Source organism: Microbacterium sp. BLY, from assembly GCF_017939615.1.
GTDB lineage: Bacteria > Actinomycetota > Actinomycetes > Actinomycetales > Microbacteriaceae > Microbacterium.
Map to the genome: position 1 here is coordinate 1,938,110 of NZ_JAGKSR010000001.1, position 19,506 is coordinate 1,957,615.

The 19,506-nt window shown below is 71.8% G+C and carries 22 protein-coding genes; 13 read left to right on the plus strand and 9 right to left on the minus strand.

Features of this window, described 5'->3' with window-relative positions:
* Window positions 1-15 precede the first annotated feature (15 nt).
* The 6 genes from KAF39_RS09590 to KAF39_RS09615 all read left to right on the plus strand — a co-directional run bounded on the left by KAF39_RS09590 (window position 16) and on the right by KAF39_RS09615 (window position 4,421).
* Complete coding sequence (locus KAF39_RS09590) at window positions 16-726, plus strand: AzlC family ABC transporter permease (RefSeq protein WP_210677050.1); 711 nt, start codon at window positions 16-18, stop codon at window positions 724-726.
* Window positions 723-1,037: an AzlD domain-containing protein gene (locus KAF39_RS09595; protein WP_210677051.1), complete on the plus strand. Its 315-nt coding sequence runs from the start codon at window positions 723-725 to the stop codon at window positions 1,035-1,037. Before KAF39_RS09590 ends, KAF39_RS09595 begins: the two co-directional genes overlap by 4 nt.
* A 41-nt stretch (window positions 1,038-1,078) precedes the next feature.
* Complete coding sequence (locus KAF39_RS09600; protein WP_307805165.1) at window positions 1,079-1,489, plus strand: histidinol dehydrogenase; 411 nt, start codon at window positions 1,079-1,081, stop codon at window positions 1,487-1,489.
* A gap of 9 nt (window positions 1,490-1,498) precedes the next feature.
* Complete coding sequence (fdxA, locus tag KAF39_RS09605) at window positions 1,499-1,819, plus strand: ferredoxin (protein ID WP_017203330.1); 321 nt, start codon at window positions 1,499-1,501, stop codon at window positions 1,817-1,819.
* 9 nt (window positions 1,820-1,828) lie between these two features.
* Entirely contained in the window at window positions 1,829-2,941 is a 1,113-nt protein-coding gene (dapC, locus tag KAF39_RS09610) for a succinyldiaminopimelate transaminase (RefSeq protein ID WP_210677052.1), read from the plus strand.
* A 190-nt stretch (window positions 2,942-3,131) separates the two neighbouring features.
* On the plus strand, window positions 3,132-4,421 hold the full coding sequence (locus tag KAF39_RS09615; RefSeq protein ID WP_210677053.1) for a citrate synthase: 1,290 nt from the start codon (window positions 3,132-3,134) through the stop codon (window positions 4,419-4,421).
* Window positions 4,422-4,502: 81 nt separating this feature from the next.
* On the opposite strand, the gene KAF39_RS09620 is transcribed toward KAF39_RS09615, so the two are convergent.
* Entirely contained in the window at window positions 4,503-5,873 is a 1,371-nt protein-coding gene (locus tag KAF39_RS09620; RefSeq protein WP_246878274.1) for a DEAD/DEAH box helicase, read from the minus strand.
* A 237-nt stretch (window positions 5,874-6,110) separates the two neighbouring features.
* Window positions 6,111-7,064: a 2,3,4,5-tetrahydropyridine-2,6-dicarboxylate N-succinyltransferase gene (dapD, locus tag KAF39_RS09625; RefSeq protein ID WP_210677054.1), complete on the minus strand. Its 954-nt coding sequence runs from the start codon at window positions 7,062-7,064 to the stop codon at window positions 6,111-6,113.
* 66 nt (window positions 7,065-7,130) lie between these two features.
* Between dapD and dapE the strand changes: the two genes are divergently transcribed.
* The 3 genes from dapE to KAF39_RS09640 all read left to right on the plus strand — a co-directional run bounded on the left by dapE (window position 7,131) and on the right by KAF39_RS09640 (window position 9,669).
* Window positions 7,131-8,204, plus strand: a complete 1,074-nt coding sequence (dapE, locus tag KAF39_RS09630; RefSeq protein ID WP_210677055.1) for a succinyl-diaminopimelate desuccinylase — start codon at window positions 7,131-7,133, stop codon at window positions 8,202-8,204.
* The gene (locus KAF39_RS09635) at window positions 8,186-9,403 is read left to right on the plus strand and encodes a hypothetical protein (protein WP_210677056.1); all 1,218 of its coding nucleotides are present in this window, start codon (window positions 8,186-8,188) and stop codon (window positions 9,401-9,403) included. The genes dapE and KAF39_RS09635 overlap by 19 nt, the downstream gene beginning before the upstream one ends.
* A gap of 92 nt (window positions 9,404-9,495) precedes the next feature.
* The gene (locus KAF39_RS09640) at window positions 9,496-9,669 is read left to right on the plus strand and encodes a DUF3117 domain-containing protein (RefSeq protein WP_071328210.1); all 174 of its coding nucleotides are present in this window, start codon (window positions 9,496-9,498) and stop codon (window positions 9,667-9,669) included.
* A gap of 83 nt (window positions 9,670-9,752) precedes the next feature.
* On the opposite strand, the gene KAF39_RS09645 is transcribed toward KAF39_RS09640, so the two are convergent.
* Complete coding sequence (locus KAF39_RS09645; protein ID WP_210677057.1) at window positions 9,753-10,391, minus strand: O-methyltransferase; 639 nt, start codon at window positions 10,389-10,391, stop codon at window positions 9,753-9,755.
* A 90-nt stretch (window positions 10,392-10,481) separates the two neighbouring features.
* Between KAF39_RS09645 and KAF39_RS09650 the strand changes: the two genes are divergently transcribed.
* Complete coding sequence (locus KAF39_RS09650; protein WP_210677058.1) at window positions 10,482-10,856, plus strand: twin-arginine translocase TatA/TatE family subunit; 375 nt, start codon at window positions 10,482-10,484, stop codon at window positions 10,854-10,856.
* Between the two features lie 10 nt (window positions 10,857-10,866).
* Here the strand turns inward: KAF39_RS09650 and KAF39_RS09655 are convergent, their stop codons facing one another.
* Genes KAF39_RS09655 through KAF39_RS09670 form a run of 4 tightly spaced genes read right to left on the minus strand, consistent with a single transcriptional unit; the run spans window position 10,867 to window position 14,291 of the window.
* Window positions 10,867-11,361 (minus strand): YcxB family protein, encoded by a 495-nt coding sequence (locus KAF39_RS09655; protein WP_210677059.1) that lies wholly within the window; start codon window positions 11,359-11,361, stop codon window positions 10,867-10,869.
* A 22-nt stretch (window positions 11,362-11,383) separates the two neighbouring features.
* A complete protein-coding gene (locus KAF39_RS09660) occupies window positions 11,384-12,505 on the minus strand; it encodes an Mrp/NBP35 family ATP-binding protein (protein WP_210677060.1) in 1,122 nt (373 codons plus the stop codon).
* The gene (locus KAF39_RS09665) at window positions 12,502-13,023 is read right to left on the minus strand and encodes a DUF1003 domain-containing protein (RefSeq protein WP_210677061.1); all 522 of its coding nucleotides are present in this window, start codon (window positions 13,021-13,023) and stop codon (window positions 12,502-12,504) included. Before KAF39_RS09665 ends, KAF39_RS09660 begins: the two co-directional genes overlap by 4 nt.
* On the minus strand, window positions 13,023-14,291 hold the full coding sequence (locus KAF39_RS09670) for a magnesium transporter MgtE N-terminal domain-containing protein (RefSeq protein WP_210677062.1): 1,269 nt from the start codon (window positions 14,289-14,291) through the stop codon (window positions 13,023-13,025). Before KAF39_RS09670 ends, KAF39_RS09665 begins: the two co-directional genes overlap by 1 nt.
* 86 nt (window positions 14,292-14,377) lie before the next feature.
* Between KAF39_RS09670 and KAF39_RS09675 the strand changes: the two genes are divergently transcribed.
* Window positions 14,378-15,076 carry a general stress protein gene (locus KAF39_RS09675; protein WP_210677063.1) on the plus strand — a complete coding sequence of 233 codons (699 nt, stop codon included), beginning with the start codon at window positions 14,378-14,380 and terminating at the stop codon, window positions 15,074-15,076.
* The gene (locus KAF39_RS09680) at window positions 15,073-15,750 is read left to right on the plus strand and encodes an alpha/beta family hydrolase (protein WP_210677064.1); all 678 of its coding nucleotides are present in this window, start codon (window positions 15,073-15,075) and stop codon (window positions 15,748-15,750) included. The genes KAF39_RS09675 and KAF39_RS09680 overlap by 4 nt, the downstream gene beginning before the upstream one ends.
* 268 nt (window positions 15,751-16,018) lie before the next feature.
* Here the strand turns inward: KAF39_RS09680 and KAF39_RS09685 are convergent, their stop codons facing one another.
* Together KAF39_RS09685 and KAF39_RS09690 are read right to left on the minus strand one after the other, a co-directional pair.
* Window positions 16,019-17,428 carry an aminopeptidase P family protein gene (locus KAF39_RS09685; protein ID WP_210677065.1) on the minus strand — a complete coding sequence of 470 codons (1,410 nt, stop codon included), beginning with the start codon at window positions 17,426-17,428 and terminating at the stop codon, window positions 16,019-16,021.
* 36 nt (window positions 17,429-17,464) lie between these two features.
* Window positions 17,465-18,487 (minus strand): endonuclease/exonuclease/phosphatase family protein, encoded by a 1,023-nt coding sequence (locus KAF39_RS09690; protein ID WP_210677066.1) that lies wholly within the window; start codon window positions 18,485-18,487, stop codon window positions 17,465-17,467.
* A 115-nt stretch (window positions 18,488-18,602) separates the two neighbouring features.
* Between KAF39_RS09690 and KAF39_RS09695 the strand changes: the two genes are divergently transcribed.
* Window positions 18,603-19,466 (plus strand): PHP domain-containing protein, encoded by an 864-nt coding sequence (locus tag KAF39_RS09695; protein WP_210677067.1) that lies wholly within the window; start codon window positions 18,603-18,605, stop codon window positions 19,464-19,466.
* Window positions 19,467-19,506: the final 40 nt, after the last annotated feature.

Sequence of the window (19,506 nt, forward strand, 5' to 3'; positions counted from 1 at the left end):
AACGGACTGGGTGGCATGAGCGCTGAGCGTGAGGTGTGGCGCGAGGCGCTCGGCGTCGTGCTCGCCACGAGCGCCTACGGCGTCTCCTTCGGCGCGCTCGCCGTGGCTGCAGGGCTCGATGTCTGGCAGACGTGTGTGCTCAGCCTCCTGATGTTCACCGGGGGATCCCAGTTCGCGTTCGTCGGCGTGTTCACGGCGGGAGGCCTGGCGGCTCTGCCGTCGGCGATCGCGTCGGCGGCACTCCTCGGCGTGCGCAACGTCGCCTACGGTATGCGCATGTCGCCCGTCATCGGGGGAGGGGCGGCCCGACGGGCGGCGGCCGCGCACTTCACGATCGACGAGTCGACGGCGGTCGCCATCGCGCAGGACGACCCGCGCCTGCGCCGCGTGGGGTTCTGGGTCACCGGCATCGGGATCTTCCTCGGCTGGAATCTGACGACCCTCCTCGGGGCGCTCGTCGGCGACGTGCTGGGGGATCCGAAGACGTGGGGGCTGGACGCGGCAGCGGCCGCGGCCTTCCTCGCTCTGCTGTGGCCCCGCCTGCGTCAACGGCAGGCGGTCGCCGTGGGGATCGCGGCCGCCGTCGTCGCGGCCGCCCTCACCCCGTTCCTCCTGCCGGGACTGCCCGTGCTCGTCGCCGCCCTCGTCGCGATCGCCGTCGGCTGGTTCAACTGGCTCGGTGCCCCGCAGGCGGCCGTCGCCACGGGCCGGGAGGAGCATCGATGAGCCTCTGGAGCGCGATCCTCCTCGCCGCGCTGATCTGCCTGGCGCTGAAGGCCGTGGGCTACCTCGTGCCCCCGAAGGTGCTGGAGGCGCCCCGGCCTGCGCGGATCTCCGATCTGCTGACCGTCGCCCTGCTCGCCGCTCTCGTCGCGGTGCAGTCCCTCGGCGAGGGGCAGGCCATCACGGTCGACGCCCGCGTGCCCGCCCTGCTCGTGGCGGCCGGACTGCTCTGGATGCGCCAGTCGTTCCTCGTCGTCGTCGCGTCCGCGGCGCTCGTCGCGGCGCTGCTCCGGCTGATGGGTCTCGCCGCCTGACGCGCGTCGTCCCGCCGGCGGCGCGCGGGTAGGATCAGGGGGTGCGTGCGAAGTGGTTGTCCCGGGTGCTGTCCTGGGTGGCGGCGGCCCTGGTGGGCGGCGTCTACGGTGTGGCCGGGACCATCGCCCACAGCGTGATGTGGGGGCCGATCCCGATCGGGCTCATCGTCGCGGCCATCGCGTGCGCCGCCATCCTCATCGCGGTCCGCGCTCTCACGCATGATCGCGGAGCGGCCGTCGCCGCGGGCCTGGGGATGCTGGGCATGCTGGTGCTCATCTCGGGCGTCGGTCCCGGTGGCTCGGTCGTCGTGCAGGACACCGTCGCCGGACGCATCTGGACGTATCTGGCCGCGGGCATCGTGCTGCTCGTGGTCGCCTGGCCGTCCTTCTCGCGCCTGCCGGCGCGCCCGTCCGCGCCGCGCGCGGAGGACCCCGGGGTCCACGGGTCGTAGACTGAGGGGGTGACGTATGTGATCGCCCTCCCGTGCGTCGATGTCAAGGATCGCGCCTGCATCGACGAGTGCCCCGTTGACTGCATCTACGAGGGCGAACGGTCGCTCTACATCCACCCCGACGAGTGCGTGGACTGCGGAGCGTGCGAGCCGGTGTGTCCCGTCGAGGCGATCTACTACGAGGACGACCTGCCCGACGAGTGGCAGGACTACTACAAGGCCAACGTCGAGTTCTTCGACGAGATCGGCTCGCCCGGTGGCGCCGCGAAGGTCGGCGTCTACCCGTTCGACCACCCGATCATCGCCGCGCTCCCGCCGCAGGGCGAGTAGGCGCGGTCCGTGAGCGTCCGCGACCTCGCCGACTACCCGTGGGATGCCGTCGTCCCGTACCGCGAGCGCGCGTCCCGGCATCCGGATGGCCTCGTCGACCTCTCCGTCGGCTCGCCCGTCGACCCCACGCCGGAGGTCATCCGGCAGGCGCTCGCCGAAGCGACCGATGCGCACGCCTATCCGCAGACGGTCGGCACCCCCGCGCTCCGCGAGGCGATCGTCGACTGGTATGCCCGCCGCCGCGGCGTCCCGGACCTCCGGGTCGACAACGTGCTGCCCACGATCGGCTCCAAGGAGCTCGTGGCACTGCTGCCGACGCTGCTGGGCCTCGGCGCCGGAGACATCGTGGTGCACCCCCGCGTCGCGTATCCGACCTACGACGTCGGTGCGCGGGTGGCGGGGGCGACGCCGGTCGCCGCCGACGACCCGGCCGACTGGCCGGAGGGCGCCAAGCTCATCTGGATCAACACCCCCGGCAACCCGGACGGTCGCACGTGGACCGTCGACGAGCTCGCCGCCGCCGTGCAGCGGGCGCGGGACCTGGGCGCCGTGCTGGCGAGCGACGAGTGCTACGCCGAACTGGGCTGGGACGGTCCGTGGGCCGATGAGCCCATCCCGTCGGTGCTCGACCCCCGGGTGACCGGCGGCACGCGGGCGAACCTCCTCAGCGTCTACTCGCTGAGCAAGCAGTCCAATCTCGCGGGATACCGAGCGGCCTTCGTCGCCGGATGCGCCCGCGTGGTGGGGGAGCTCCTCACCGCACGCAAGCACCTCGGCCTCATGCCGCCGGCACCCGTGCAACAGGCGATGGTCGTCGCGCTCGGCGACGATGCGCACGTCGCGGCGCAGAAGGAGCTTTACCGCGAGCGGCGGGCCCTGCTGTTCCCCGCCGTCGAGGCCGCCGGCTTCCGCATCGACGGGTCGCAGGCCGGGCTCTACCTCTGGGCGACGGAGGGACGCGACGCCTGGGAGTCGATGGGGCGTCTGGCCGACCTGGGCATCCTCGCCGGACCCGGGCACTTCTACGGTGCATCGTCACCTGCGCACGTGCGGCTGTCGCTGACGGCGCCGACCGACCGCGTCGCCGAGGCTGCTCGGCGCCTGCGCGGAGCAGATCTGTAGGAACCCTCCCTGTCGCGACCATCCCTTTGGCGGTTGTCACAGTAGGCCTGCGTGACGACTAGGCTGTAAAGGCGATTCGGTCGGCACCCGGCCAGGCGCTCGGCGCCCGAGAGATCGCCAGTTCCGGCTTGATCAAGAACTTGCTGACGCCCGCGATGCCGGGGCGATCAGACAGAAGGAGGAGGTCCGCGTGAGCGCTGCGGCAGACCAGACGGCGAAGCTGACGATCGGTGACACCACCGCCGAATTCCCCCTGGTGCGCGGGACGGCGGGCCACGACAGCATCGACTTCTCGACGCTGACCCGCCAGACCGGTTACACCGGGCTCGACTACGGCTTCGTCAACACGGCCTCCACCAAGTCGGACATCACCTTCATCGACGGCGACAAGGGCATCCTGCGGTACCGCGGGTATCCGATCGAGCAGCTCGCCGGCAGCACCAGCTACCTCGAGGTCGCCTGGCTGCTCATCTACGGCGAGCTGCCCTCCGCATCCGAGCTGGCCGAGTTCGACGAGAAGATCCGCCGTCACACGCTGCTGCACGAAGACCTCAAGCGCTTCTTCTCCGCTCTGCCGCACACGGCGCACCCCATGTCGGTCCTGTCCTCCGCCGTCGCCGCACTCTCCACGTACTACGAGGGCCAGACGGACCCGCACAACCCCGAGCACGTCGAGCTGAACACCATCCGCATGCTCGCCAAGCTCCCGGTCATCGCGGCGTACGCGCACAAGAAGAGCGTCGGGCAGGCGTTCCTCTACCCCGACAACTCGCTCGGCTTCGTGGAGAACTTCCTCAAGCTGAACTTCGGCGTGAACTCCGAGCCGTACGAGATCAACCCGACGATGGTGAAGGCGCTGGAGCTGCTGCTCATCCTCCACGAGGACCACGAGCAGAACGCCTCGACGTCCACGGTCCGCCTCGTCGGATCCACGGGCGCCAACCAGTTCGCCTCGGTCTCCGCCGGCATCCAGGCGCTCTCCGGCCCGCTGCACGGTGGCGCGAACGAGGCCGTGCTCACCATGCTCGGCCAGATCCGCGACTCGGGTCAGAGTGTCTCGCGGTTCGTCGAGCGGGTGAAGAACAAGGAAGAGGGCGTGAAGCTCATGGGCTTCGGGCACCGGGTCTACAAGAACTACGACCCGCGTGCCAAGCTCGTCAAGGAAGCGGCCGACGAGGTGCTGAGCTCGCTCGGCGTCACCGACCCGCTTCTGGACCTCGCGAAGGAGCTCGAGGAGATCGCCCTCGCCGATGACTACTTCCGTGAGCGCCGGCTGTATCCGAACGTCGACTTCTACACGGGCGTGATCTACAAGGCGATGGGTTTCCCCACGCGCATGTTCACCGTCCTCTTCGCGATCGGCCGCCTCCCCGGCTGGCTCGCCCAGTGGCGCGAGCTCCAGCTCGACCCGCAGACCAAGATCGGCCGTCCGCAGCAGCTGTACACGGGGTCGCCGGAGCGCTCCTTCCCGACGCGCTGAGCACGTCGTCGCAGACGCCGAAGGCCCCCTCGCACCGGAGTGCGCGGGGGCCTTCGCTGTCGCGCGGGGCGTGAGCCGGGGTCAGCGTCCCTGGGCGCCGCGGGCGCCCTGACGGCCCTGGCCGCCCTGACGCTGCGAGCCCGGGGCGCCGCCCTGACCCGCGGAGCGCGGGCGACGACGACGCCGGGACGGCGGGGTGGTCGCGGTGCTCTTCTCGCCGCCCGCCGGTCGCTGCTTCGCGGAGCGCTGCTGCTGCGGCTGCGGGGGAGCGGGGCGCACGTGCTGGGCCCGCTCGGGAACGAGCTCGGCGACGGCGTCGGTGGTGAGGTTCTCCAGCGGTGCCGTGATCGCGGCCTTGCGCAGGAGATCCTTCACGTCGCGGCGCTGCTCGGGCAGGACGACGGTCACGACCGTGCCGGCGGCTCCGGCTCGGGCCGTGCGGCCGGAACGGTGCAGGTACGCCTTGTGCTCGACGGGCGGGTCGACGTGGACGACGAGGTCGACGTTGTCGACGTGCACGCCGCGGGCGGCGACGTCCGTGGCCACGAGGACGCGGACGCCCCCCTCCGCCGGGTCGGCCGAGAAGGCGCCGAGGTTGCGCTCGCGCGCGTTCTGGGACAGATTGCCGTGCAGGTCGACGGCGGGGATCCCGGCGGCGGTGAGCTGCTTGGCGAGCTTCTTCGCCTGGTGCTTGGTGCGCGTGAAGAGGATGCGGCGGCCGGTGCCCGAGGCGAGATCGCGCACCAGCACGGTCTTGTTCTCCGGCGAGTCGACCACGAGCACCCGGTGGGTCATCTCGCCGACGGGCACGCTCGCCTCGTCGACCTCGTGACTGACGGCGTTCGTGAGGAACCGGCGCGCCAGCGTGTCGATGCCGCGGTCGAGCGTGGCGCTGAAGAGCAGACGCTGGCCGTCGGACGGGGTCGCCGCGAGGATGCGGGTGACTCCGGGGAGGAAGCCGAGGTCGGCCATGTGGTCGGCCTCGTCGAGCACGGTGACCTCGATGGCGCTCAGGCGCACGACCTGCTGCTTCATGAGGTCTTCCAGGCGGCCGGGGCAGGCGACGACGATGTCGACGCCGCCCTGCAGTGCCTGCTCCTGCGGACGCTGGCTGACGCCGCCGAACACGGTGGTCACGCGGAGGCCGACGGCCTCCGCGAGCGGGGCGACGGTCGCGGCGATCTGGGTCGCGAGCTCCCGGGTGGGGGCGAGCACGAGACCGCGCGGGAGCCCGGAGCGCCGCTTGTGGCCGGACGCGGCCAGGCGGGCGACGAGCGGGAGGGCGAAGGCGATGGTCTTGCCGCTGCCCGTGCGTCCGCGACCGAGGAGGTCACGGCCGGCGAGCGAGTCGGGCAGGGTGTCGCGCTGGATCGCGAACGCCTCGGTCTTTCCGGAGGCGGCGAGAACGGTGGCGAGCTCGGCGGGAACGCCGAGATCGAGGAAGGAAGGCATGCAGAAAACTCCGTCAGCGCACGAGAACGGCGCGGGATAGTGGGGTGAGGTGGGCGAAGGCGCAGCGAGTGCGCGTCCGTTCGCCGTGCGAATGGCCAGTTCGGGCTGGAGAGGGGAGCGCGGGCGCTCGCTTCGGTCCTCGGAGACCCCTAGACGACGACGATGCTGACCGGCCGGCGGCGCGGGCAACATCCCCACTCTACCAGCGGAGGCCGGTGGTGGGCTGCAGAGCGGCTGTCAGGCGTGGAGCGCCTCGTTGAGCGTGACCCCGACGCCCGTGCGACGGACGGCTTCCACGGCTCCCGTGAGCGAGTTGCGCCGGAAGAGGAGTCCGTCCTGACCGGACAGTTCCGCACCCTTGATCGTCTTCCGTCCGCCGTCGGCCGTCGCGGGCCCGTCGGCCAGCACGATCTTGGTTCCCGCGGTGACATAGAGCCCGGCCTCCACGACGCAGTCGTCGCCGAGGGAGATGCCGATGCCGGCGTTCGCGCCGAGGAGCGTGCGCGCACCGATCGACACGCGGTGCGACCCGCCACCCGAGAGGGTGCCCATGATGGAGGCTCCGCCGCCGATGTCGCTGCCGTCGCCGACGACCACGCCCTGGGAGATGCGTCCCTCGACCATCGAGGCGCCCAGCGTGCCGGCGTTGAAGTTGACGAACCCCTCGTGCATGACGGTGGTGCCGGGGGAGAGGTGGGCCCCGAGCCGCACGCGCGAGGCGTCGGCGATGCGGACCCCGGCGGGCTGCACGTAGTCGGTGAGCCGTGGGAACTTGTCCAGCCCCTGGATCTGGATGCCGGCGCGCTGGAGCTGCGGACGCAGACGTGCCGCATCGGCGGGCAGCACGGGGCCGGCATTCGTCCAGGCGACGTTCGGGAGATGACCGAAGATGCCGTCCAGCGAGAGCTCGTTCGGCCGCACGACCAGGTGCGACAGGGCGTGCAGACGCAGATAGGCGTCCGCCGTGGAGGCCGGGGGCGTGTCCAGATCGATCGTGAGCTCGATGACCGCGAGCGTGACGTCGCGGCGGTCATCGGGACCGGCCTGCTCCTCGAGGGCGGCGCGCGCCGCGGCGACCTCGGCGTCGGACGGCGCGGACGAGCGGACCTCCGGGTACCACGCGTCGAGGACCGTGCCGTCGCTCGCGGTGGTCGTCAGGCCGAGTCCCCAGACAGATCGTGCGTCGCTCATGCCTCCACGGTATCGCGCCCACGACGGTGTCCCGTCCCGCATGACGGGCATCAGTAGGCTGGGGGCATGGTGCTCGATCTGACGGCGTCCTCCGCCGACATCACCCGCGCGATCTGCGACGTCCCGAGTGTCTCCGGCGACGAGAAGACCCTGGCCGATCTGATCGAGGAGGCCGTCTCGGGGGTGCCGCATCTCGAGGTCATCCGGCACGGCAACACAGTCGTCGCGCGCACGAACCTCGGCCGCGCGCAGCGCGTCGCGATCGCCGGGCACATCGACACCGTCCCCCTCAACGACAACCTGCCCACGCGCGACATCGAGATCGACGGCGTGCCGTATCTGTGGGGACGCGGCACGGTCGACATGAAGGCGGGGGTCGCGGTGCAGCTCAAGCTCGCCGCCGAACTCACCGCGCCCGCGATCGACGTGACCTGGATGTGGTACGACAACGAGGAGGTCGCGGCGTCGCTGAACGGCCTCGGGCTTCTCGCCGCGGCGCGTCCCGACCTGTTCGAGGCCGACTTCGCCATCCTTGGCGAACCGTCGGACGGCGAGGTCGAGGGCGGCTGCAACGGCACCCTGCGGGCGATCGTGCGCACCACGGGCGTGCGCGCGCACAGCGCTCGCGCCTGGATCGGCGAGAACGCGATCCACCGCGCGGCCCCCATCCTCACGCGGCTGTCGGAGTACCGGGCCCGCGAGGTGATGGTGGACGGGCTGCTCTATCGCGAGGGCCTCAGCGCGGTCCGGATCGCGGGTGGAGTGGCCGGCAACGTCATCCCCGACGCCTGTGAGGTCGAGGTCAACTACCGGTTCGCGCCGAACAAATCCGCTGCCGACGCCGAGGCGCATGTCCGGGCCGTGCTGGCGGGGTTCGACGTCGAGATCACGGACGCGGCGGACGGCGCGCGTCCGGGACTGGAGGCAGACATCGCGCGCCGGTTCGTCGCCGCTGTCGGTGCGGAGCCCAAACCGAAGTACGGCTGGACCGACGTCGCCCGCTTCTCGGCTCTCGGCATCCCGGCCGTCAACTACGGGCCGGGCGACCCGCACCTCGCCCACCATGACGAGGAGCGCGTGCCGCTCGCCCAGATCGACGCCGTCGAGCGGGGTCTGCGCGCATGGCTCACGGCACACTGAGTCCCGCCCGCCGGTGGGCGCGGATGCCGCTGCCCCTGCGCATCGGCCTCATCTACGTCCTCGCGCGGGTCGTGACCACGGCCCTCCTCCTCGCGGCGGCCTCGCTGTCCACGGTGTTCTCCCGCTTCGGCGGGGACGCGGGGCTCATCGACTTCGTCCTCGGCTGGGACGCGCAGTGGTACTGGCAGGTGGCGGTCGACGGCTACCCCTCCGAGCTCCCGCTGACCGAGGACGGACAGGTGGCGGAGAACGCCTGGGCGTTCATGCCCGTGTTCGCCTACGCCGCGAAGGCGCTGGGCTTCGTGTTCGGCTCCTGGGGGGCCGGAGCTTTCGTCCTCTCGCTCGGGGCCGGCTACCTGGCCTGCCTGGCCCTGCACCGTCTGCTCCGCGACCGGATCGGGAGCGCCGCAGCGCTGTGGGCCGTCGCCTTCTTCGCCAGCGGGCCCCTCGCGGCGATGTTCCAGGTCGGGTACGCGGAGACCCTGTTCCTCCTGCTGCTGTTCCTCGCGCTGGATGCGACGATCCGCCGGAACTACGCGTGGCTCTATCTGCTGATCCCCGTGCTCGGGTTCACCCGTCCCGGAGTCCTCGCGTTCGCCCTGTATCTCGGTCTGCACGGCATCCTCCGGTGGGTGCATCGGCGGTCCGACCCGCTGGCGGTCCGCGAGATCGTGCACATCGTCGCCCTCGGGGCGCTGGCGACGGCCACCGGCTTCGCGTGGCAGGTGATCGCCGGCATCGTGACGGGGGATCCCGGCGCGTACCTCGCCACCGAACTGGCCTGGCGTCGGCACTGGATCGCGGGCGGCGTCGACGGCTTCGTGCCGTTCGAGGGATGGGTGCAGGCCTCGCAGTTCTGGTTCGCGCTGTGGGGACTGCCGTCGGCATGGGGCCCGGTGGCCCTCGTGCTGCTGGTCATCGCGGCGGCCGCGGCACTGCTCCTGTCTCCGCAGGTGCGCGCGCTCGGCGCGGATCTGCGGCTCTGGAGCGCGAGCTACCTGCTGTACCTGCTTGCGGTGTTCTTCCCGCAGTCGAGTACGTTCCGTCTGCTCCTGCCGCTCAGCCCCGTGTGGGGAGCGGTCGCCGTGCCGCGCTCACGCCCGTGGCGGCTCGGCGTGCTGGCGCTGTGCCTCCTCGGACAGTGGGTCTGGATCTATCACGTGTATGCCCTCGGCAGCACGTTCTGGCAGGTGCCCTGACGACGCGGGGCGGGGATTGTGTCCCCGTGACGTCCACGGCGCGGTCGCACCCGATAAACTCGTCCCATACCACCGGAGGAAAGGGAGCCACGATGGCAGCGATGAAGCCGAGGACCGGAGACGGACCCATGGAGGCCGTGAAAGAGGGACGACTCATCATCGTGCGTGTTCCGCTCGAAGGAGGAGGCCGCCTGGTCGTCTCCGTGAACGACGCCGAGGCCAAGGAGCTTCACGACGTGCTCGGTGCCGTCGTCGCCCCGGCCTGATCGAATCTGGATCCGCTGCGGCGGAACCGAGAGGGCGATGGATCCGCGGATCCATCGCCCTCTTCGCGTCTCGGCGGGCTCCGTCAGGCGCGGTCGTCCAGGCGGATCAGCTGCAGCAGGCCCTCTCCGGCGGGGGAGACGGTGGCCAGCACGGCCGACGACTCCTGCGTCTCCTGTACGAGGGATCGGTAGGCGGACGTGACCTCGTCGCGCTGCACCGGATCGGCCACGCGCCCGCCGGCGAGGATCCGCGGCACGAGCACCATGCCGCCGGTCCGGGCGAGGCGGAGTCCGTGCTCGACGTATTCGATGACGTTCTCCGGGTCGGCGTCCACGAGGACGATGTCGTAGGACGACTCGTTCATGCGCGGCAGGACGTCGATCGCGCGCCCCGCGATGAAGCGGGCGCGGGTGGACGGCACCTTCGCCTCGGCGAACGCCTGGCGAGCGGCGGCGAGGTGTTCGGGCTCGTTGTCGATCGATGTCAGCACCGCGTTCGGGGCGCCGCGCAGCAGCCACAGTCCGGAGACGCCGGCGCCGGTGCCGATCTCGACGATGGAGCGGGCGGTGGCGGCGGCGGCGAGCACCGCGATCTGCGAGCCGACGACGGCACTCACGGGGGCCGCCCCGAGCTCGACGGCGTGGGCGCGGGCGCGGGCGATGGAGTCGGGCTCCACGATGGACTCGCGAAGGAAGCGCGCGTTGGCGTCGTGCTCGCTCATGACCTGCCTCTCCCTGCCTGCGTGGCTGTTGTGTCCAGGGTATTCGGTCGTTGCGCGCAGAGGCCGCAGGCGCGGCGGTAGCCTGGTCACATGACGTTCGGCCTCACCTTCGAGAAGCTGCTGCTCATCGGCCTGATCGCCGTGCTGATCATCGGCCCCGAGCGTCTTCCCCGTGCCGCCGAAGGGTTCGCGCGCATCGTGCGCAAGGCCGGCGAGTACATCCGCGACACGAAGTCACGGGTGCGGGAGGAGATGGGGCCGGAGCTCGACGACGTCGACTGGCGCAAGCTCGATCCGCGTCAGTACGATCCCCGCCGCATCATCCGCGACGCGCTCCTGGAGGAGCCGCAGCCCGCGACCCCCGCCCAGGCGACCGCGACGATCGCCGAGCCGGTCGCCCCGCGCACACCGCCGCCCTCGTTCAGCGCGGACAACCGGCCGCCGTTCGACTCCGAGGCGACCTGATCCCGACCGTTCAGCCGATCCGGGTCCGGAGCAGCGCCACCTCGTCGTCGCTGAACAGGGAGCGGGGGATCGCCGTGGCGACGGAGGCGTCGCGCACCTTGAAGAGCACCGCGTCCCGCCCGACGCGCAGGCTCTGGAACGTGCGGTAGGGGATCTCGGACCGGCGACGTCCGCTCCCGAGCTGCAGCACGTCGTCCTCCAGGGCCACCCAGACGACGGCGTCGACGGGCATCGCGGCCCGGACCGCCCGGCGCGCGTTGGCCGTCGTCAGCACGACGGCGTAGACCCCGAGAGCGACGGTGACGGCCGGCAACCATGCGACGATCGTGCTGACCTCGTCCCCGGCGGCCACCCGGCCGAAGAGCGTGAGGACACTGAGCAGGAGACCGGCGGCGAGGGCGATCCACATCACGATCGCGGCCGGACGGGTCAGTGCGAACACGGCGGCGTCGCGCGCCATCCGCCGTTGCAGCGTCTCATCGACGGTCACGGAGCGGTGCGGCATCCGGGCCTCCTTCCCCGCGGGCTCATGCGATCGACATCGGCAGGGAGCGGCCGGCGAGGCCTCGCCCCTGGCGGGCGAGCCCGGCGGCCAGCGCCCGTATCGCCTGCGCGGCGGCGTCGTCCGGGGCGGCCGCGACCACCGGCACCCCCTCATCGCCCCCCTGGCGCAGGGCGGGGCTGAGGGGGATCGAGGCCAGGAGGGGCACCGGGGCGTCGGGCTCGGAGAGGGCGTCGGCGACGGAGGCGCCGCCACCGGCCCCGAACAGGTCGACCACGGTGCCGTCCGGGAGCGTGTACGCCGCCATGTTCTCGACGACGCCGATGACGCGCTGCCCGGTCTGGCGTGCCACGAGCCCGCTGCGGATCGCGACGTCCGATGCGGCGGGCTGCGGCGTGGTCACGACGAGCACCTCGGCGTGGGGGAGGAGCTGTCCGATCGAGATGGCGATGTCTCCGGTGCCGGGCGGCATGTCGATGAGGAGGACGTCCAGGTCGCCGAAGAAGACGTCGGTGAGGAACTGGGAGACCGTGCGGTGCAGCATCGGTCCGCGCCAGGCCACGACGGCCTCTCCATCGCGGAGGAACATCCCGATGGAGATGGTCTTCACGCCGTGCGCCACCGGCGGCAGCATGAGGTCGTCGATGCGGGTCGGCTGCGTACCGGCGGGGATGCCCAGCAGGCCGGGGATGGAGAAGCCGTGCACGTCCGCGTCGACGAGCCCGACCGCGAGCCCGTGATCGGCGAGGGCGACGGCGAGGTTGGCGGTGACCGTCGACTTGCCGACCCCGCCCTTGCCGCTGGAGACGAGGATGACGCGGGTGAGCGAGTCGGGCCCGAACGGCATGTGCCGTGCGGGTCGTCCGGCGCGCAGCCGCTCGGTGAGGGCCTTCCGCTCGGCCGGGGTCATCACGCCCACCTCGACCTCGACGGCCGTGATGCCGGGGACCGCCGCGGCGGCCCCGTGCACATCGCGCTCGATGCGGTCGGCGGCGGGACACCCCACGATCGTCAGCACGATGCCGACGTGGGCGACGCCGTCCTCCACGCGGATGTCCCGCACCATGTCCAGGTCGCCGATCGGGCGACGCAGCTCCGGATCGGTCACCGCCGCCACCGCCGACCGGACGCTCTCCGCCGCCGTCATGATCCGGTGCCGCCTGCGGTCTTCTCGTCGGACTCGCCCAGCTCGGCCAGGAGGGCCCGGAGCTCCTGCCGCAGGACGTCACGCGTGACGACCTGGGAGTTGCGCTCCTCCAGCGACATCCGCAGCGCGACGATCTCGCGGGCGAGGTACTCGGTGTCGGCGAGGTTGCGCTCGGCCCGCTGCCGGTCCTGCTCGATCTGGACCCGGTCGCGGTCGTCCTGTCGGTTCTGCGCGAGGAGGATGAGCGGGGCGGCGTAGGACGCCTGCAGCGACAGCATGAGGGTGAGCGCCGTGAACCCGAGCGCGGCGTCGTCGAAGCGCACCTCTCGCGGCATCAGCGTGTTCCAGCCGATCCAGAGGATGCAGAAGAGGCTCAGGATGACGAGGAACGCCGGGGTGCCCATCGCGCGGGCGACCCACTCCGTGAACCGGCCGAAGCGGTCGCGCGACGTCGAACGGGGGCGCGTGCTGGTCCGTCCGGGGGCGTCCAGGCGGGCGGCCCGTTCCTTGCGCGCCATCAGCGTGACTCCGTCACGGGCGGAGCGACATCGTCGCTGTCGTGGGTGCGCCAGTCGTCCGGCAGGAGGTAGTCGAGCACGTCGTCGATGCTGATCGCGCCGACCAGGCGGTGCGCGGCGTCGATCACGGGCAGCGAGACGAGGTCGTAGCTGGCCAGCATGCGCGCGACCTCGGCCGCGGACGCCGTGACGGGGACCGGTTCGAGGCTGTCGTCGAGGATCGCCCCGAGACGCTCGTGCGGCGGGTACCGGAGCATGCGCTGGAAGTGCACGAGGCCCAGGAGTCGTCCGGTCGGGGTCTCGAACGGCGGCAGGGTGACGAAGACGGCCGCCGCGAGGGCGGGGTGCAGCTCATGGCGGCGGATCAGGGCGAGGGCTTCCGCGACGGTGGCGTCGGCGGACAGGATGATGGGCTCCGGCGTCATCAGGCCGCCCGCGGTGTCGGGGCCGTAGCGCAGCAGCATCCGGACGTCCTCGGCACGCTCGGGTTCCATCCGCTGGAGCAGCTCCTCCAGCTGCGCGGGCGGCAGCTGGGCCAGCAGGTCCGCGGCGTCGTCGGGCTCCATCTGGTCGAGGATGTCGGCGGCGCGCTCCTCGCCGAGGCGATCGAGGATGTGCACCTGCTCGTCCTCGGGCATCTCCTCCAGGGCGTCGGCCAGACGGTCGTCGGAGAGCTCCTCCGCGACCTCGATCATCCGCTGCTGGGGCAGGTCGAGCAGCGTGTTCGCCAGGTCGGCCGCGTGCAGCTCAGAGTACGAGGCCACGAGCTGCTCCGCGGACTGCGCCTCGCCCGGGGCGTGCTCCTCGGTCACCTCGCTCCAGGCGGCGAACGTCGTCGGACCCTTCGCGAACGGAGAGGCGCCGGTCTTCGGACGCCGGAGGAAGAGCTGGCTGATGGCCCACTCGCCGAGCCGGTTGGGCTCGATCGCGACGTCCTCGATGACGGCGGTGCCGCTGCCGTCCGTGAGGCTCACGCGGCGCCCGAGCATCTCGGCGAGGACGCGCACCTCGCCCGCGCGCGGCGAGAACCGGCGCACGTTGATGAGGCCGGTCGTGATGACCTGTCCGGACCGGATCGACGTCACGCGACCGATCGAGAGGAACACGTGACGGCGCCCCGGGATCTCCACGACGAGGCCGATCACACGCGGGGCCGCGGTACTTCGATACACGACGACGACGTCCCGGACCTTGCCGAGCCGGTCGCCGACGGGATCGAAGACGGCGCACCCTGCCAGGCGCGCGGCGAAAACCCGTTGTGTGCTCACTCGACCAGCGTAGCCCGCGGCCCGCCTGCACGGCGGTCGCGGCGGCCCCTCGGCCGGCCCGGTGCGCGACGTGGGAGAATGGCCGGATGAGCATGCTGAATCGCCCCGCGAGCGGCACGGACACCGGTGAGATCGTCGCGTCGATGCGCGACTACGAGAGCGCGCAGAAGGCGGTGTCGAAGCTGATCGCCGGAGAGGTCCCCGCGCGGGACATCGCGATCGTCGGTCAGAGCGTTCGGACGGTCGAGCGCGTGACCGGACGACTCGGCTACGCCGCCGCCGCACGATCCGGGGCGATCAACGGCGTGCTCATCGGTCTCTTCCTGTCGGCGATCCTCGTGCTGGGCAACCCCGAGGTCCCGATCCAGCTGTTCGTGGGATTCGTCCTCATCGGCGTCGCGGTCGGCATGCTGCTGAGCCTGATCACCTATGCCATCGTGCGCCGCCGTCGGGACTTCGCGAGCGTCACCCAGTTCGCCGCCGACCACTACGAGGTCACCGTGCAGGCCGGTTCGCTGGCGAAGGCCCGCCAGGTGCTCGGCGCCCAGCGGGTCGCCCCGGTGCGGCCCCCGGTGAACCTCGACGAGCCCCCGAAGTACGGAGAGCGCATCACGCCCGGCGCCCCGGCGCCGGCTCCGGAACCTGCTCCCGAGCCCGCCCCGGCTCCGGAACCGGCTCCCGCTCCGGAGCCCGCTCCGGCTCCGGAACCCGGTCCGGCTCCCGAGCCGGGTGTCCCGCCGCGCCCGGCCGATCCGGAGACCGGCACCCCCGGATCCGTGCGGTGACCGCGGAGCCGTCACCCCTCCGCTTCGATGTCGCCCTGCCCGGCGGGACGACACCGGTGTCCGCCGACTGGACACCGGGCTCGGGCAGCGACGTGATCCTCATCGCGCACGGCGCGGGTGCGGGCAAGGACCACCCGTTCCTCGTCGGTTTCGACGCCGCGCTGGCGGCGCTCGGATTCTCGACGCTGCGCTTCGCCTTCCCGTACAGCGAGCAGGGGCGGCGCATGCCCGGTCCCGCGGCCCACGCCATCGCCACGTGGGAGGCAGCCGTCGCGGTCGCTCGAGACCGGATGCCCGATGCCGCCGTCTGGGCGACCGGCAAGTCCTACGGAGGGCGCATGGCGTCCGTGGCGGTCGCCGACGGTCTCGTCGTGGACGGACTCGTCTATCTGGGCTACCCGCTGCATCCTCCCGGCCGGCCGGACAAGCCCCGGATCGCGCATCTGCCGTCGATCACCGTCCCGCAGCTGTTCATCGAGGGGACGGCGGATCCGTTCATCCAGCCGCTCGCCGACCTGGAGGACGCGGTCGCCGCGTGTCAGGATGCCCGCGTGCACTGGATCGAGGGCGGGGGGCACTCCTTCGAGGTGAAGGGCCGTCGCCGCCCGCCGGCGGAAGTGGCCGCGGATCTCGCTCCCGTGGTCGGTGCCTTCATCGCGGCGCAGGCGGGCTGACGCCGCCCGGCGCGAAGATCTCGCCGAGATCGCGTAATGAACCGCGCGGGTCTGCATCTCTTCCCATGGAGACGCGTGCAGCTCACTGGGGGAGAAGAGCACCGCACCGGCGCCGGGCACGATGCCGGTGTGCGGCTCCGGGATCCTCGGGGGAGGAGATCCCGGTCCGACCGTCGTCTCTGTCGAGGGGGTAGGGCCGCCGGTCTGGGGAGAACGGCGGCCCTCCGCTCCTCGCTGCGCGGCCGTGGCACGCCGCTGCGGGCTTCCGTCAGCGCTGCAGACGGGCCATCCACGCCTCGACCTCGTCGGCCGTGCGCGGGATGCCCGCGGAGAGGTTGACCGGCCCGTCCTCGGTCATCAGGATGTCATCCTCGATGCGGACGCCGATCCCGCGCAGCTCCGCGGGCACCGTGAGGTCGTCGATCTGGAAGTACAGTCCCGGTTCGATCGTGAAGACCATGCCCGGCGTGAGGATGCCGTCGTAGTACATCTCGCGGCGCGCCTGTGCGCAGTCGTGCACGTCGATCCCGAGGTGGTGCGATGTGCCGTGGACCATGTAGCGGCGGTGCTGCCCGCCCTTGTCCGCATCGAGCGCCTCCTCGGCCGTGACCGGGAGCAGTCCCCACTCCGCCGTCCGCGCCGCGATGACCGTCATGGCCGCCGCGTGGACGTCACGGAAGCGGACACCGACCTTCGCCGCCGCGAAGGCCGCGTCGGCGGCTTCCCGCACGGTCTCGTAGACGCGACGCTGCACGTCCGTGAACGTTCCGGACACCGGCAGCGTGCGGGTGATGTCGGCGGTGTAGAGGCTGTCGGCCTCGACACCCGCGTCGACGAGGATGAGGTCGCCCGGCACCACCGTGCCGTCGTTGCGCGTCCAGTGCAGGTAGCAGGCGTGCGGGCCGGAGGCGGCGATCGTGTCGTAGCCTTCGCCGTTGCCGTCCTCGCGGGCGCGCCGGTGAAAGACGCCCTCGACGACGCGCTCGCCGCGGGCGTGGGCGACCGCGGCGGGGAGTTCGCGGATGATGTCGTCGAAGCCCTGCGCGGTGATCTCCACAGCGCGGCGCATCTCGGCGATCTCGAAGTCGTCTTTGATCAGACGCAGCTCGGAGACGAAGCGCGTGAGGCCCTCGTGCTCGTCGAGGACGAGTTCCCCGTCGACGGGGACGAACTCGTCCAGATGTGCCGTGGCCACCTGGAGGTCGGCGGCGACGCCGGCCAGGGAGGGGCGAGGGCCGATCCAGAACTCGCCGACCGTGGCGTCGGCGTAGAACTCGGTCGTCGTACGGTCCGCCCGCTCGCGGAAGTACAGCGTGACGTCGTGACCGTCGTCCGTGGGCTCGAACACCAGGACGGAGTCGGGCTCGGCGTCCGACGCCCAGCCGGTGAGGTGGGCGAACGCGGAGTGGGCGCGGAAGACGTAGTCGGTGTCGTTGCTGCGCTGCTTGAGCGCGCCGGCCGGGATCACGAGGCGCTGGCCCGGGAAAGCCGCCGACACGGCGGCGCGTCGGCGCTCGGCGTACGGCGCCTGGGCGCGCGGCGCGGGGAGGGTCTCGGGGCGCTCGGCCCACCCGGTCGAGATCGTGTCAAGGAAGCCCTGGGGGAAGGGCTGCTTCCGGTTGGTCGAGCTGTTCTCGACGGTCTCGTCCGCGATCGTGTCGTTCTCTCCGGTGCTCATCCGTCCAGTCTCTCACCTGGAACGGGGAGCCGTTGTTCAGCCGGCGGGCTCGAGCTGGACGACGAGCGCGCGGTGGTCGCTGCCGCCGGCGTCCTCGAGGACGGCCGACCCCGTGGGGCGCCAGTTGGGCGACGCCATGACGTGGTCGATGGGAGCGCCCGCGAGGGCGGGGAAGGAGCTGGGCCAGGTGCCGGACATCCCGTTGCCGGTCCGGGACGCCACATCGCGGCAGTACCCCATGTCGCCGCCGTCGACGCCGAGCGAGGCCATGTGGTCCACGGTCGCGTTGAAGTCACCCGCGAGGATGAAGTCGCCCGCCGGGCACTGGTCGGCGATCCACTGGAGGTCGCTCTGCCACTGCTGCATCTCCTCCATGCGCGGTGCCACGGCGTGCACGGCGACGATGGTCGGACCGTCGCCGTCGATCGGCATGAGGACGGCGCTGGGGACCGATCCCGTGTTGTTGCTGCCGTCCTTGGAGGACTCGATCACGGAGTACTCCCCGAGTTCCGGCGCCACGAGCACGGTCGTCTGCCAGGACTGCGGACCGTCCGGGACGTCCGGGCGGAACTGCACGTGGTGCACCCACATGGGATGCCCCTGCTCGCGCAGCATCAGGGCGATCCGCTCGCCGACGGCCTCCGTGGTCTCGGGCAGCGCCACCACGTCGGCGCCCTGCTCCAGGATCTCCTGGGCGATCTGCTCGGCCGACACCGCCTCGCCCGCCGTGTTCCACGTCAGCACCCGCAGACTCGTCTCGGTGCGCTCGGGGAGCGTCGCCACGCCGAATCCGCGGGTGGCCCCGATCGCGCCGGTCGCTCCGGCGCCGAGGAGCGCGACGATCAGCACCGACGCCGCGAACCCGCGGAGCGGTCGGGCGAGGAGCAGCAGCAGCGCCAGCACCGCGATGACCAGGAATCCGCCGAGCACCAGACCGCGGGCGGCGACGAGCTGGGCGAACGGGTAGGTCTGCTCGAGGTGGAAGAACTGCGGCCACACGACGATCGCCGTCGCGATCGCGAACAGCACGGTGAGCAGGATCCCCAGCAGTCGAAACATCCCCTCCAGCCTAGGAGCACCGCCTGTGAACTCCCTGCCTCGCGGCGGCCGCGGGGCGTCCGGATCACCCGTCCGATTCCGCGCCGACGGCCCCCGCGCTCGGTACGCTCGGAGGATGCCCGTTCCGCCCGCCGGTCCCGCCGACCTGCACCTGCACTCCAACCACTCCGACGGCACCGAGTCGCCCGCCGAGGTCATGAGGCAGGCGCATCGGCACGGCGTGCGGACCGCCGCGCTCACCGATCACGACCGCACCACGGGGTGGGCGGAGGCCGGGGACGCCGCGGTCGCCCTCGGCATGACCTTCCTCCCCGGCATGGAGCTGTCCGCGAAGCACGAATGGCGCAGCGTGCACGTGCTCGGATACCTGTTCGACCCGGAGGACGCGGCCCTCCGCGCGGAGACCGACCGCATCCGGAACGACCGGATCGGTCGCGCCGAGCGCATCGTGCGCAACATCGGCCGCGACTACGACCTGCACTGGGATGACGTGCTCGCCCAGACGACGCTCGATGCGACCGTGGGACGCCCGCACATTGCCGACGCCCTCGTTGCGCGCGGCATCGTGCGCGACCGCGGAGAGGCCTTCGACGGGATCCTCCACCCACGGGAGGGCTACTACGAGCCGCACTACGCCCCCGACCCGCTGACCGCCGTCCGGCTGATCACCGAGGCAGGGGGAGTGGCGATCATCGCCCACCCGGTCACCGCCGGCCGGGATCGCATGATGCCGGTGCCGTACATCGAACGACTCATCGATGCGGGGCTGGCCGGCTTCGAGGTGGACCATCGCGAGAACACCGCGGCCGGCAAGCGGCTGCTGCGGGAGCTCGCGTCCGCGCACGACCTCATCGTGACGGGATCCAGCGACTACCACGGGACGGGGAAGCCGAACATCCCCGGCGAGAACACCACCGCCGACGAGATGGTGGCGCGGCTCATCGCGCGCGCCTCGGGTTCGGCGCCGCGCCGCCCCTGAGGGAGGCGGACCTGTCGGCGGTCTCCCGGCATTCTGTCGA

Excerpts from the sequence above, each read along its gene's own strand:
- KAF39_RS09590 (WP_210677050.1), top strand. The coding sequence starts at position 16 with ATGAGCGCTGAGCGTGAGGTGTGGCGCGAGGCGCTCGGCGTCGTGCTC.
- KAF39_RS09595 (WP_210677051.1), top strand. The coding sequence starts at position 723 with ATGAGCCTCTGGAGCGCGATCCTCCTCGCCGCGCTGATCTGCCTGGCG.
- KAF39_RS09620 (WP_246878274.1), bottom strand. The coding sequence starts at position 5,873 with ATGCCTTCCTTCCTCGATCTCGGCGTTCCCGCCGAGCTCGCCACCGTT.
- dapD (WP_210677054.1), bottom strand. The coding sequence starts at position 7,064 with ATGAGCGACGCACGATCTGTCTGGGGACTCGGCCTGACGACCACCGCG.
- dapE (WP_210677055.1), top strand. The coding sequence starts at position 7,131 with ATGGTGCTCGATCTGACGGCGTCCTCCGCCGACATCACCCGCGCGATC.
- KAF39_RS09635 (WP_210677056.1), top strand. The coding sequence starts at position 8,186 with ATGGCTCACGGCACACTGAGTCCCGCCCGCCGGTGGGCGCGGATGCCG.
- KAF39_RS09640 (WP_071328210.1), top strand. The coding sequence starts at position 9,496 with ATGGCAGCGATGAAGCCGAGGACCGGAGACGGACCCATGGAGGCCGTG.
- KAF39_RS09645 (WP_210677057.1), bottom strand. The coding sequence starts at position 10,391 with ATGAGCGAGCACGACGCCAACGCGCGCTTCCTTCGCGAGTCCATCGTG.
- KAF39_RS09650 (WP_210677058.1), top strand. The coding sequence starts at position 10,482 with ATGACGTTCGGCCTCACCTTCGAGAAGCTGCTGCTCATCGGCCTGATC.
- KAF39_RS09655 (WP_210677059.1), bottom strand. The coding sequence starts at position 11,361 with ATGCCGCACCGCTCCGTGACCGTCGATGAGACGCTGCAACGGCGGATG.
- KAF39_RS09660 (WP_210677060.1), bottom strand. The coding sequence starts at position 12,505 with ATGACGGCGGCGGAGAGCGTCCGGTCGGCGGTGGCGGCGGTGACCGAT.
- KAF39_RS09665 (WP_210677061.1), bottom strand. The coding sequence starts at position 13,023 with ATGGCGCGCAAGGAACGGGCCGCCCGCCTGGACGCCCCCGGACGGACC.
- KAF39_RS09675 (WP_210677063.1), top strand. The coding sequence starts at position 14,378 with ATGAGCATGCTGAATCGCCCCGCGAGCGGCACGGACACCGGTGAGATC.
- KAF39_RS09685 (WP_210677065.1), bottom strand. The coding sequence starts at position 17,428 with ATGAGCACCGGAGAGAACGACACGATCGCGGACGAGACCGTCGAGAAC.
- KAF39_RS09690 (WP_210677066.1), bottom strand. The coding sequence starts at position 18,487 with ATGTTTCGACTGCTGGGGATCCTGCTCACCGTGCTGTTCGCGATCGCG.
- KAF39_RS09695 (WP_210677067.1), top strand. The coding sequence starts at position 18,603 with ATGCCCGTTCCGCCCGCCGGTCCCGCCGACCTGCACCTGCACTCCAAC.